The organism is Exiguobacterium sp. s142, assembly GCF_018618455.1.
GTDB classification, from domain to species: domain Bacteria; phylum Bacillota; class Bacilli; order Exiguobacteriales; family Exiguobacteriaceae; genus Exiguobacterium; species Exiguobacterium aurantiacum_A.
In genome coordinates, this window is sequence record NZ_JACSMB010000001.1 from 313,954 (window position 1) to 326,332 (window position 12,379).

Annotated in this window: 12 protein-coding genes; all 12 read right to left on the reverse strand. The window is 51.9% G+C overall.

Features of this window, described 5'->3' with window-relative positions; all coding sequences use genetic code 11:
* Positions 1-2: 2 nt before the first annotated feature.
* Positions 3-1,481 (reverse strand): UDP-N-acetylmuramoyl-L-alanyl-D-glutamate--2,6-diaminopimelate ligase, encoded by a 1,479-nt coding sequence (locus tag KNP77_RS01605; RefSeq protein WP_131440226.1) that lies wholly within the window; start codon positions 1,479-1,481, stop codon positions 3-5.
* Between the two features lie 66 nt (positions 1,482-1,547).
* A complete protein-coding gene (locus KNP77_RS01610) occupies positions 1,548-2,765 on the reverse strand; it encodes a M16 family metallopeptidase (protein WP_214887975.1) in 1,218 nt (405 codons plus the stop codon).
* Between the two features lie 50 nt (positions 2,766-2,815).
* On the reverse strand, positions 2,816-5,032 hold the full coding sequence (gene pnp, locus KNP77_RS01615; RefSeq protein ID WP_214887978.1) for a polyribonucleotide nucleotidyltransferase: 2,217 nt from the start codon (positions 5,030-5,032) through the stop codon (positions 2,816-2,818).
* 132 nt (positions 5,033-5,164) lie between these two features.
* Positions 5,165-5,434 (reverse strand): 30S ribosomal protein S15, encoded by a 270-nt coding sequence (gene rpsO / locus KNP77_RS01620; protein ID WP_015881433.1) that lies wholly within the window; start codon positions 5,432-5,434, stop codon positions 5,165-5,167.
* A 124-nt stretch (positions 5,435-5,558) separates the two neighbouring features.
* Positions 5,559-6,485, reverse strand: coding sequence for a bifunctional riboflavin kinase/FAD synthetase (locus KNP77_RS01625; RefSeq protein WP_131465261.1), 927 nt, complete (start codon positions 6,483-6,485; stop codon positions 5,559-5,561).
* Between the two features lie 15 nt (positions 6,486-6,500).
* Complete coding sequence (gene truB, locus KNP77_RS01630) at positions 6,501-7,409, reverse strand: tRNA pseudouridine(55) synthase TruB (protein WP_070327946.1); 909 nt, start codon at positions 7,407-7,409, stop codon at positions 6,501-6,503.
* A gap of 52 nt (positions 7,410-7,461) precedes the next feature.
* Positions 7,462-7,806 (reverse strand): 30S ribosome-binding factor RbfA, encoded by a 345-nt coding sequence (gene rbfA, locus KNP77_RS01635; RefSeq protein ID WP_016508272.1) that lies wholly within the window; start codon positions 7,804-7,806, stop codon positions 7,462-7,464.
* An 18-nt stretch (positions 7,807-7,824) separates the two neighbouring features.
* Positions 7,825-10,044, reverse strand: coding sequence for a translation initiation factor IF-2 (infB, locus tag KNP77_RS01640; protein WP_214887981.1), 2,220 nt, complete (start codon positions 10,042-10,044; stop codon positions 7,825-7,827).
* Between the two features lie 21 nt (positions 10,045-10,065).
* Positions 10,066-10,362: a YlxQ family RNA-binding protein gene (locus tag KNP77_RS01645; protein ID WP_070327464.1), complete on the reverse strand. Its 297-nt coding sequence runs from the start codon at positions 10,360-10,362 to the stop codon at positions 10,066-10,068.
* Positions 10,359-10,637: an RNase P modulator RnpM gene (gene rnpM, locus KNP77_RS01650; RefSeq protein WP_233589595.1), complete on the reverse strand. Its 279-nt coding sequence runs from the start codon at positions 10,635-10,637 to the stop codon at positions 10,359-10,361. The genes KNP77_RS01645 and rnpM overlap by 4 nt, the downstream gene beginning before the upstream one ends.
* Entirely contained in the window at positions 10,634-11,800 is a 1,167-nt protein-coding gene (gene nusA / locus KNP77_RS01655) for a transcription termination factor NusA (protein WP_070327466.1), read from the reverse strand. The genes rnpM and nusA overlap by 4 nt, the downstream gene beginning before the upstream one ends.
* Positions 11,801-11,812: 12 nt before the next feature.
* The gene (gene rimP / locus KNP77_RS01660; protein WP_070327467.1) at positions 11,813-12,283 is read right to left on the reverse strand and encodes a ribosome maturation factor RimP; all 471 of its coding nucleotides are present in this window, start codon (positions 12,281-12,283) and stop codon (positions 11,813-11,815) included.
* Positions 12,284-12,379 lie beyond the last annotated feature (96 nt).

Genomic DNA, 12,379 nt, shown 5'->3' on the forward strand with positions numbered 1-12,379 from the left:
AATCAAGATTCCTCCGTATTTAAAATTGTCGCCCGGACGATCGCTTCCTCATCGAGCGGGATTTTCTCATTACCGATGATTTGGTACTTCTCATGTCCTTTACCGGCCAACACGACGATATTATCCGCTTTGGCTAGACGTGCGGCGTAAGACACCGCTTCTTCGCGGTCGCCGATTTCAACAAAGTTGTCATGGGTCATCCCGGCGGCAATACCGCTCGTGATCGAATCATACGCCTCAAAACGTGGATCATCCGTCGTGATGATGACGGTGCCGGCATATTTTGAGGCCATCTCGCCCATCGTCGGGCGTTTCGTCACATCGCGATTCCCGCCCGTCCCAATCAAGAAGACGATGTTCTCTTTAGGGACACCGACAAGCGACTTCAAGCATTGCTCAATCCCGTCCGGTGTATGGGCATAGTCCGCATAGACGTTATACCCAGGCACGTCGAGTCGTTGCATCCGTCCTTTGGCCGGATGAATCGATTCGAGCGCTTGGATGATCTCAGGTAAACTGTACCCAGCCGCGAGCAGGCAACCCGTTGCGAGCAACAGGTTGTATACGTTGAAACGTCCGATGAACTGGACCGTCACCGGCAGACTGACTCCTTGATAGTTGAGACGGAAACTCGTGTCTGACAGTGTCTGAACGATGTCTGACGCTGTCACATCCGCCATTTCGTCGATGGCGTATGTGATGACACGAGCACCCGTCATCGTCTCGTAAAGCTTGCTATACGGATCGTCCGCATTCAAGACGGCAACTTTGTCGCGCGACGCCATCTGTCCGAGTTGGGCGAACAGCAAACCTTTGGCCCGCGCATAGTTTTCAAACGTCCCGTGAAAATCGAGATGGTCGTGCGTCAAGTTCGTGAAACCGACGATGTCGAAGTCCGTTCCGATGACACGACCTAGTTCAAGTCCGTGTGATGACACTTCCATCATCACATCGGTCACCCCTTCACCGCGCATGCGAGCGAGCAGCTGCTGAAGCTCAGAACTTTGCGGCGTCGTGTTCTTGCTCGGGACGACCGTATCGTTAATCCGGACCTCGACCGTACCGATCAATCCGGTGCTATGTCCAAGCTTTGATAAAACGTCACGTAAAATCGTCGTCGTCGTCGTTTTTCCGTTCGTCCCCGTGATGCCGAACAGACGCATCTGTTCAGACGGATAGTTATAAAATGCCGACGCTAATAAGCCGACCGTACGCGAACTATCGCGCACGAGCAGGTTTGGGACGCTGATGTCGAGCGGACGCTCACTGACGACCGCGACCGCCCCTTTACTCACCGCTAAGTCAGCATAGTCGTGACCGTCGACGGTGTAGCCTTTAATCGCGACAAACAGCGTTCCGGGTACGACTTCCCGTGAATCGGTCGTGACATGGGTCACGTTGATGCCCTCTATAGTTGGTTGATTAATCAATTGTATCTTGGTTACTAAATCCGTTAAGTTCAAGTCTTTCCCTTCTTTCACCTGTATCCTGTCCAATGTAAAGAATACCTCTTAATCAGTGTAGAGAACTTACAATCTGGTTTCAAGTCAGTCTTCGGATGGAAGAACATATGATTTTGCCGGGACGTGCCCGAGCAGCTCCCGAATCAAGGCGTTGACTTCATCGGTTTCGATGCGGTCGATTTTATTGAGCACTTCGTCCAAATCCTCGACTTCGTCAAGTAAGACGAGGTTACGCCCGTTCCGGTTCATTCGGGCGCTCGTGCTTTCGTTGCCGAGGACGAGCGAACCTTTCAACTGGCGTTTGCCTTTAGCGACTTCTTCATCGGTTAACCCCTGCGCCTTGAGCGCTTCAAGTTCACGCTCCATGATCGTCTCGACTTGAGTGAGCGTTTCCGGTGACGTCCCGATATAAATCGTGAACGTGCCATGGTCAACGAACGTCGTATAGTACGAATAGATCGAGTAAGCTAACCCTTGCTCTTCACGAATCGATTGAAACAGCCGTGACGACATCGTCGCACCGATCGCGTTGTTTGCCAGCGCCAGGTGCGGGAGCCGGTCGTTCGTTGCCGAAATCGCCTCGAAATTCCAACAAAGGTGCGCCTGCTCCGTCTCTTTATGCTTTTTCAACACATCGCTGCATAGAACCGGAATCGTCGATTCTTTCGGTGATTCCCCTGATGGGAGTTCCGCAAACCTCGACGTGACCGCTTCGACCAGCTCGTCGGTCACGTGACCGGCGATTGAGACGACGACACGGTTGCCTGTATACATTGATTCGACATAACGCAGCAATTGATCGCGAGAGAAGCTGAGCACGCTCGCTTCCGTCCCGAGAATCGGCTTCGCTAATATATCGTCACGGTAGACGGCATAGGCGAGCAACTCATGCACGAGGTCTTCCGGCGTGTCTTCGTACATTTTAATCTCTTCTAACACGACCCGTTTCTCTTTTTCAAGCTCAGTCTCATCAAAGACTGAATGGAACAACATGTCGGCCAGTGCGTCGAAGGCGATGACAGCATGTTCATCGAGCGTCTTGACGTAGTAGCATGTATGGTCTTTTGAAGTGAAGGCGTTCACACTGCCGCCAAGCTCATCAAAAAATGAAGCGATTTCTTTCGCCGTTTTTGTTGTTGTGCCCTTGAACAACATATGTTCGATCAAGTGGCTGATCCCGATCTCATTGTCTTCTTCGGTCCGTGTCCCGGCTTTGATGAATACACCGGTCGATGTACTGCGGACGTCTGCCATTGGTTCGACCACGATGCGGACGCCATTCTTTAAGGTAATCCATTCCATTTTATCACTCCTATGAAAAAGGCCATCGCACCAGACGATGGCCAAAATAATTAGTTTGTTGGTCTTGACGGACGACGGTCTCCGTCACGACGCGGAGGGCGGCTGTCACGTGGCGGACGGCTCTCGCGTTGTGCTTTACGTTTCGCTTCATACGCCTCTCGCTCTTCAGGAGATAATCCTTCGACGATCAACGTTTTATGCGAGGCGTTGACGCGGCCTTTATCGTCAATTTCTGTGACTTTGACTTTGATCGTGTCACCGAGCTTGACGACGTCTTCCACGTTGGCGACGCGGTCGAGGCTGAACTCAGAGACGTGGACGAGCGCGTCTTTGCCTTTGAACAACTCGACGAACGCGCCGAACTTCTCGATCCGACGCACTGTCGCGTCGAACACTTCGCCGACTTCGACTTCACGGACGATGTCACTGATGAGTGCCATCGCCATATCGATGCCATCTTGATCGGTCGAGGCGATGAACACCGTACCGTCTTGCTCGATATCAACCTTGACACCGGTTTGGTCGATGATGCTGTTGATCATCTTACCACCAGGCCCGATGACGTCGCGAATCTTATCTGGATTGATTTTCATCGTGACGATCTTCGGCGCATACTTCGACAACTGTGGACGCGATGAGTCAAGCGTTTCGAGCATATGGTTGAGAATGTGGAGGCGGCCTGAACGAGCTTGTTCGAGCGCTTCTTCCAAAATCTCACGCGTGATGCCCGCGATTTTAATGTCCATCTGCAACGCTGTGATCCCGTCTTTCGTTCCAGCGACTTTGAAGTCCATGTCGCCGAGATGGTCTTCGAGACCTTGGATGTCAGTGAGTACTGTATAGTGTTCGCCTTCCATGATGAGACCCATCGCGATTCCTGCGACCGGTGCCTTGATCGGAACTCCGGCGTCCATGAGGGCGAGTGTCGAGCCACAGATTGAAGCCTGTGAACTCGAACCGTTCGACTCGAGCACTTCTGAGACGAGACGGATCGTATACGGGAAGTCTGCTTCTTTCGGGATGACCGGGAGAAGCGCACGTTCACCGAGCGCACCGTGACCGATCTCGCGGCGACCTGGCGCGCGAACCGGACGAGCTTCACCGACCGAGAACGGCGGGAAGTTATAATGGTGCATGAAACGTTTGTTATCTTCTAGACCGATGCCGTCGATGATTTGAGCGTCACCGATGACACCGAGTGTCGCGATCGACATGACTTGCGTCTGCCCCCGTGTGAACAAACCGACACCGTGCGCACGCGGCAGCACGCCGACTTCTGACGCGAGTGGACGGATGACTTCCGGGCGACGGCCGTCTGGACGTACTTTATCGACCGTGATTAAACGGCGGACCTCGTCTTTGACGAACTTGTTCAAAATACCAGATACTTCTTTCAACTTGGCCGGCTCGTCAGCGAGACGCGCTTCATACGACGTGACATACTTCGCGATGACTTCGTTGATCGCTTCATCACGCGCATGTTTCTCTTCAACTTGGACGGCAGCGTTAATTTCTGGACGAGCCGCTTCAAGCTCTTGTGACAACGCGTCGTCAAATTTAGAGACCGTGTATTCAAACTTCGGTTTCCCGACCGCTTCGACGATTTCCATTTGGAACGCGACAAGCTTTTTGATCTCTTCGTGACCGAACAAGATTGACTCGAGCATGACGTCTTCCGGTACTTCGTTCGCGCCTGCTTCGACCATGTTGATTGCAGTTGCCGTTCCGGCGACTTGAAGTTCAAGCTCTGTCTTCTCGAGTTGTGCGACTGTCGGGTTGACGACGAACTGTCCGTCCACACGTCCGACCGTCGCTCCAGCGATCGGTCCGTCAAACGGGATGTCCGAGATCGACAAGGCGATCGACGTTCCGAGCATACCGGCCATCTCAGCCGAGCAGTCCGGATCATTCGACATGACGTAAATCATGACTTGGATGTCGTGACGGAATCCGTCTGGGAATAATGGACGGATTGGACGGTCGATGAGACGTGACGTTAAAATCGCATTCTCACCAGGACGACCTTCCCGACGAAGGAAACCCCCTGGGATTTTACCGACCGAGTATAATTTTTCTTCATAGTTGACCGTAAGCGGGAAGAAATCTAAATCCTTTGGTCCTTTTGAAGCTGTGACCGCGGCGAGCACGACCGTGTCTCCGTACCGGACGAGTGCAGAACCGTTCGCTTGCTTCGCGAGTTGACCTACTTCTACAGACAGCGGGCGACCGCCCCATTCTGTAGAAAAAACTTGTTTCGTACCTAACATGTACATTCTCCTCTCAAACCTTATCTAGTTTATTATGTAACTCATTCATATGTTTGTCTAATGATTTTCCTCCAAAAAAAGAAGAAACGGACTAGGAACGAGTGTCCCAGTCCGTCATTTGGCCCGTTCGGATTAACGACGGAGACCAAGACGTTGAATCAATTCACGGTAACGTGTTACGTCCTTGTTACGAAGGTACGTGAGCAAGTTACGGCGACGTCCAACCATTTTCAAAAGACCGCGACGTGAGTGGTGGTCTTTCTTATGTGTGCGAAGATGATCGTTCAAAGTGTTGATTTGTTCAGTCAAAACAGCAACTTGAACTTCCGGTGAACCAGTGTCACCTTGTTTTGTCGCGTATTCCGCGATGATTTCGTTTTTACGTTCTTTTGAGAGTGCCATTGCCTCTCCACCTCCATTTAATAGAAAATTGCCGCGTTGCCGAGCCGTCGTTGGTGAATCGTCCAGCCAAGCGAAGCGGTGTACTTTGCGTACCAAACTAGAATACATGACCCCTGCTCCAAAGTCAAGATAGGATTGCCCGAGCCGCCGTCTCATCTCGTTTCAACTGCGCGATCAGCGAATCGAGTCCGTCGAACGCCCGTTCATCGCGCAAATAGTGAACCCATTCGATTTCGAGCAACTGTCCGTACAAGTCCTCCGAAAAATCAAATAAATGACTTTCAATCGAGACGTCTCCGGTGTCATAAAACGTCGGCCGTCGACCAACGTTCGTCATCGCATCAAACGTCCGGCCGTCTTCTAGGCGGACGCGGGTCGCATAAACGCCGAGCCGTGGCATGACATAAGACGCATCCATCACCATGTTCGCGGTCGGATAGCCGATCGTCCGCCCTCTGGCGTCACCATGGATGACTTCGCCACAGATGACGTAAGGCGCCCCTAACAACTCACTCGCCAGGTCGACACTGCCTGCGCCAAGAAGTTTGCGGATCCGGGTCGAAGAGACTTTGTCACCGTCACTCGTCTGTTCGGCGACGACGGACGTCGTGAAGCGTCCTCGGGCGTGGTAGGGCATCGTCTCCATCGTCCCTTCCCCGAATTTCCCGTACGAATAGTCAAATCCAGCCGTCACGTGCACGGCGCCCGCGCCGATCAAATAATCGTCGACGAACTGTTGCGGTGACAGTGATGCCAATTGCTTTGTGAACGTCAAGACGAGACAACGTTCGACACCGAGCGCGGCGATCCGCTGTAATTTTCGTTTGAGCGGCGTGATATAACGGACAGCATCCGCATTGTTCGACAGCACTTGTTTCGGGTGCGGATCGAACGTGACGACGGTCACGGGCACGTCAAGCTGCTCCGCGCGCTGTTTGGCGTGCTCGATCACGGCTTGATGGCCGATGTGAACGCCGTCGAAGAATCCGAGTACCATGACCGAAGGGACAAACTCTGGTGTCTCGGGATGTGTGAGATGTATCGTTTCCATACTTCAAATTCCCCCTTAGTCGATTGTCAACATGACCTCGACTGTTGCGTCTGTCGTTCCGTCAAGCCGTCTATAGAGGGCGAGCGGAATTCCTTCTTCATTATAGACAGTAAACAGTTCAAATTCGAGCGAGACGTCGTTTAAGCGCCCACCGTTGCGAATATACCGTTCCCGGTTGGCCGGAATGGTGATGGAAGGCCAACGTTTGATCACGTCCTCGAGCGGGATGAGCCGTTCAGCGCGTGCCTCGACCGTCTCTAACGCCGCGAGCTCCGCGAGCGTCACGGCGTCCCTTTCATCGAACGTGCCTGACCGTGTCCGACGCAGGTCGCTCATATGGGCCGGGTAACCGAGCCCTTCCCCGATTTGGACGGCAAGTGTCCGAATAAACGTGCCTTTTCCGCACTCGACATCGATGCGAAACCGGCAGACGCCGTCCTCGAAGACAGGTTCGTTCGTCCGTTCTAGCCGGTGAATCTCGACGATGCGGCGCGGCCGTTCGACCGTCTGTCCTTTGCGGGCGTATTCGTATAGCTTCTTCCCGTTCACTTTGACGGCCGAGAAGTAAGGAGGCACCTGCTCGATGCTTCCGGTCAACGTGCCGAGAACGCGGTCGATAGCTTCACCCGTGAACGCATCCGGCGCGACATCTGTTTGCGCGACGACTTCGCCGTGTGCGTCTTCCGTCATCGTCGCCGTCCCGATCGTGACTTCGGCGACGTAGCGCTTGCCCTCATCGGTCAAAAACCGGGACAGTTTCGTCGCACGGCCGAAACAGATTGGCAACACGCCGGTCACTTCCGGGTCGAGCGTGCCGGTATGGCCAACTTTTTTCGTTTGAAACAGTTTACGCAGCTTGAAGACGCAATCGTGGCTCGTCATCCCGCTGTCTTTATCTAGTATTAAAATCCCTGTCGGTTCCACGTTCATTCCTCCATATCAAAAAAGGGGAGACACAAGTCCCCCCTTCAATTTATTAGTCTTTATTCAAATCACGGATCAACGAATCGATATGACTACCATATGCGACCGAAGAATCGTATTCGAACGACAATTCCGGCGTCTTGCGGAGACGGATCCGGCTGCCGATTTCACGGCGGATGAAGGCGCTCGCCTTATCAAGACCTGCCTGCGTCTCAGCCTTCACGTCGGCGTCGTCTCCGAGCACCGTGTAATAGGCCGTCGCTTGTTGCAAATCTCCCGTCACGTCTACGCTCGTGATGGTCGCGTTCTTTGTACGTGGGTCGTTGACTTCGCGTAAAAGGATATCTGTGATCTCTTTACGCATCTGTTCAGCAACACGTTGGGCACGAATGTTCATACGTGTTCCCTCCTCACTTTATTTACGTTCGACTTCTTTCATGACGAACGCTTCGATGACGTCCTCCACTTTGATGTCGTCGTACTTCTCTACTTTGATCCCACACTCGTAGCCTGTCGCAACTTCTTTGACATCGTCTTTGAAGCGGCGGAGCGTATCGAGTTTACCTTCGTACACGACGATCCCGTTACGGATGACGCGTACGCCGGCATCACGTGAGATTTTACCTTCAGTGACGTAACAGCCGGCAATCGCACCGACTTTTGAAACTTTGAAGACGTCACGGACTTCGACTTGTCCGATCACTTCTTCAACGAACTCAGGGTCAAGCATCCCTTTCATCGCGCTTTCGATTTCATCGATCGCGTTATAGATGATCCGGTGCAGACGCATTTCAACGTGTTCTTGTTCGGCCATTGATCGGGCGTTACCGTCTGGACGGACGTTGAATCCGATGATGATTGCGTTCGCTGCTGAAGCGAGGATGACGTCACCTTCTGTGATCGCACCGACACCTTGATGCACGATGTTGATCTTGACGCCTGCGACGTCGATTTTGCGGAGTGATCCAGCGAGCGCTTCAGCCGATCCTTGAACGTCTGCTTTGATGATGACGTTCAAGTCTTTGACTTCGCCTTCTTGAATCCGGCTGAACAAGTCTTCAAGACTGACTTTAGCCGATTCACGGCGCTGCGACTCGAGGTAACGTTGGTAACGTTTCTCTCCGATTGCACGTGCTTTTTTCTCGTCTTCGAAGACGATGAACTGGTCACCAGCTTGTGGGACATCGTTCAATCCTGTAATTTCGATTGGCGTCGATGGGCCAACTTCTTTCACACGACGACCGATATCGTTGACCATGGCCCGGACACGTCCGAACGTGCTGCCGACGACGATCGAGTCACCGATACGAAGTGTCCCGTGTTGAACGAGAAGCGTGGCGACAGGACCGCGACCTTTATCGAGCTTCGCTTCGATGACCGAACCGCGAGCTGGCATTTCAGGCGTCGACTTATACTCTTCGACTTCTGAAACGAGCAAGATCATCTCGAGCAACTCATCGATTCCCTCATCTTTCAAAGCAGAGATCGGTACGAAAATTGTTTCGCCGCCCCACTCTTCCGGTACGAGTCCGAATTCAGTCAACTCTTGTTTGACGCGGTCAGGGTTAGCCCCTTCTTTGTCCATTTTGTTGACGGCAACGATGATTGGGACGTTTGCCGCCTTCGCGTGAGAAATCGCTTCTTCTGTCTGTGGCATGACACCATCATCTGCTGCGACAACGATAATCGCGATATCCGTCACTTCAGCTCCACGGGCACGCATCGTCGTAAAGGCGGCGTGACCTGGTGTGTCGAGGAATGTGATTTTTTTACCGTTGATATCAACTTGGTACGCACCGATATGCTGCGTGATCCCACCAGCTTCGCCAGCGACGACTTTCGTGTTCCGGATCGAGTCGAGCAACGTCGTTTTACCATGGTCGACGTGACCCATGATCGTGACGACGGCAGGACGCTCAATGAGGTCGTACTCAGAGAAGTCGATTTCTACTTCTTCGAAGTCCGTCTCATCGATGATGACTTCTTTTTCGACTTCGAAACCGAATTCAGTTGCGAGCAATTCGATCGTCTCGTCATCGAGTGTTTGGTTGATCGTCGCCATGACGCCAAGACCCATCAATTTCATGATGATCTCGTTTGGCTTTTTATCCATCTTCGCAGCGAGATCCGATACGCTGAGGACATCCTCGTACTTGATGACGTTGCCCATTTCAGACTCTTGCGCTAAACGAGATGCTTTACGCTGGCTCGTTTTTGAATTTGGATCTGCTTCTAACGGGATTGCCGCTTTTGCAGGCTTCCCTTTAAATTTACCGCCGCGTTTTTTGTTGCGGTTATCGTTACGGTTGTTGCCGAAACGGTTGCCACCACGGTTGCCCGCTTGATTGCTCGGGGTGCTAGAAGTTTGTGGACGGGCTTTCGGTGCTTCTTTTTTCTCTGCTTCTTGTTTCGCAGCAGGCTTTGCTTCAGCCGGCTTCGACTCAGCAGGTTTTTCTTGCTTCTCAGCCGAACGATATTTCTCAGGGTTGAAGACACGGTCGAGTTGCTTGACCGACTCATCATCCAATACAGCCATGTGATTTTTCACTGACTTGTTCATCTTCTCGAGCTGAGTAATGACTTGTTTACTTGTTACATTCTGTTCTTTTGCAAATTCATAGACGCGTTTTCCCAAAGCATCCACCTCCGTTAATAGTTAAGAGAGAAGTTGCTTAAGCTTGTTCGCAAATCCGGATTCTGTCACAGACACGACGACTCGCATGTCTTTACCTAAAGCAGCTCCGATTGTATGTCGGTCGCTCACTTCGATTAATGGAACACCATACGATGTACATTTGTCGGTAATCCGTTTTCTCGTCGACGCTCCCGCGTCTCCGGCAAGAATGACGAGCTTGGCTCGGCCAGCCCGTACATCCTTCAAGACAAACTCTTCTCCCATCGTTACCTTCCTCGCACGTGAGGCGAGGCCTAACAATGATTCCCACTGACTCATGATTCGGCACCTGTGACAGCTTGTTCTAGCTGTTCATAAAGTGTCTCGCTCGTCTTTACTTTCAGATGATGATCAAGCGTTCGTTTTTTCTCTGCTAAACGAATCACATCGACATCTCTTGACAAATACGCGCCACGACCGTTCAGTTTGCCGGTCGTGTCGATGACGACGTCGCCTTCCGGCGTCCGTACGACACGAATCAAATCGTTCTTTGGTAACATCTCTTGAGTGATCACACATTTACGCAAAGGAAGTTTCTTTTGCTTCATGGTCATTCCTCTTCTTTTACCGCGGTTGGTTCGAGCGTCACATCAACCGAGTCAGTCTGTTCAACTTCATTGTGAACAATTTCTGGCGTTGATTCAACTTTTTCGGCATACGTATCGAACAAGTTCATGCTCTCTGCATCCGTCTCACTCTTAATATCAATTTTCCAACCTGTCAACTTAGCGGCGAGGCGCGCGTTTTGACCGCGTTTCCCGATCGCGAGCGACAATTGATAGTCCGGCACGACGACTGTCGTCGACTTGTTCGGTTCATTGACATATACGTCAACGACTTGAGCCGGGCTGAGTGCGTTTTTAACGAACTCTTTTGGATCGTTCGACCAACGGACGATGTCGATCTTCTCACCGTTCAATTCATCGACGATCGTCTGGACACGTTGCCCTTTTGGACCGACACATGCGCCGACCGGATCGACGATGTCTGAATGGACCGCGATTTTCGAACGGTCTCCCGCTTCACGCGACACCGACATGACGTCGACCGTCCCGCTCGCGATTTCTGGAACTTCGAGTTCGAACAAACGACGAAGTAGGCCAGGATGTGTCCGCGACACTTGAATCGCCGCGCCAGAACCTTTCGTCGTCGAGTCAACTTTCGTCACGTATACTTTGATGCGTTCATGAATCTTATACGACTCGTTCGGCATCTGTTCGTTCGGCGTCAACACTGCCTCGATGTTGTTCTCTAAACCGATGTACAAGTTGCGCGGGTCAAACCGCTCGACGATCCCTGTCATGATCTCGTCTTCTTTATCGACGAAGTGGTTGTAGATGCGTTCGCGCTCGGCTTCACGCATCTTTTGCGTGACGACTTGTTTGGCCGTCATCGCTGCGACACGACCGAAGTCGCTCGGTGTCACTTCTTCTTTATGGAAGTCCCCTAACTCAAAGTTCGGGTCGATTTCGTGCGCTTCTTCAAGCGAAAGCTGTTGGTCCGGATGCGTCAGGCGTTCAACGACTTCGAGAAGCGCGAACACGCGAATGTCACCTGTCACTTGGTCAAACTCAACTTTGACGTGCTCGTTCGGGTTGGCGACGTTTCGGCGATATGCCGAAATGAGCGCCTGTTCAAGCGCGTCGATGATGATTTCTTTCTCGATCCCTTTTTCTTGTGCAATCTGTTCGATTGTTGTGAGTAATTGTGGCCCCATCTTTACCTCTCCTTAACTAAACGTGACCGCTAGGCGGGCTTGTGCAATTTTATCAACCGGTAGCGATATCGCTTTTTTTCTAGTCTTGATGCGCGTTTCGACAACTGCGGTCTCGCCGTCGTACTCCGTCAAAATGCCCTCGAACTCTTTGGCACCTTCAATCGGGGCAAACGTTTTAATGTAGACGTTTTTCCCAATCGCCCGCTCAAAGTCAGTCGGCTTTTTAAGTGGTCGCTCGGCACCGGGACTCGAGACGTCAAGATAATAGGCTTGTTCGATTGGGTCGGTAGCGTTTAATTTCTCCGAGAGTTGCTCGTTGATGTTGACGCAATCATCTAAATCGACGCCCCCCGGTTTATCGATATAGACGCGCAAGAACCAGTCTGGCCCTTCTTTCACGAATTCAACATCGACCAATTCCATGTTCGCTTGCTCGACAATCGGCAACGCGATTGTTTCGACGACTTCTGTTATTTTGGACACTCTCATCCCTCCTTCTGGCTTTTACATACAAGAAAGGAGTAGGGTTCCCTACTCCTTTCCGTCGTAGTATCCAACATTGTTCGATACCAATATATC

Coding starts and splice junctions, on each gene's coding strand:
- KNP77_RS01610 (WP_214887975.1), bottom strand. CDS start 2,765: ATGGAATGGATTACCTTAAAGAATGGCGTCCGCATCGTGGTCGAACCA.
- pnp (WP_214887978.1), bottom strand. CDS start 5,032: ATGTTAGGTACGAAACAAGTTTTTTCTACAGAATGGGGCGGTCGCCCG.
- rpsO (WP_015881433.1), bottom strand. CDS start 5,434: ATGGCACTCTCAAAAGAACGTAAAAACGAAATCATCGCGGAATACGCG.
- KNP77_RS01625 (WP_131465261.1), bottom strand. CDS start 6,485: ATGGAAACGATACATCTCACACATCCCGAGACACCAGAGTTTGTCCCT.
- rbfA (WP_016508272.1), bottom strand. CDS start 7,806: ATGAACATTCGTGCCCAACGTGTTGCTGAACAGATGCGTAAAGAGATC.
- KNP77_RS01645 (WP_070327464.1), bottom strand. CDS start 10,362: ATGAGTCAGTGGGAATCATTGTTAGGCCTCGCCTCACGTGCGAGGAAG.
- rnpM (WP_233589595.1), bottom strand. CDS start 10,637: ATGACCATGAAGCAAAAGAAACTTCCTTTGCGTAAATGTGTGATCACT.
- nusA (WP_070327466.1), bottom strand. CDS start 11,800: ATGGGGCCACAATTACTCACAACAATCGAACAGATTGCACAAGAAAAA.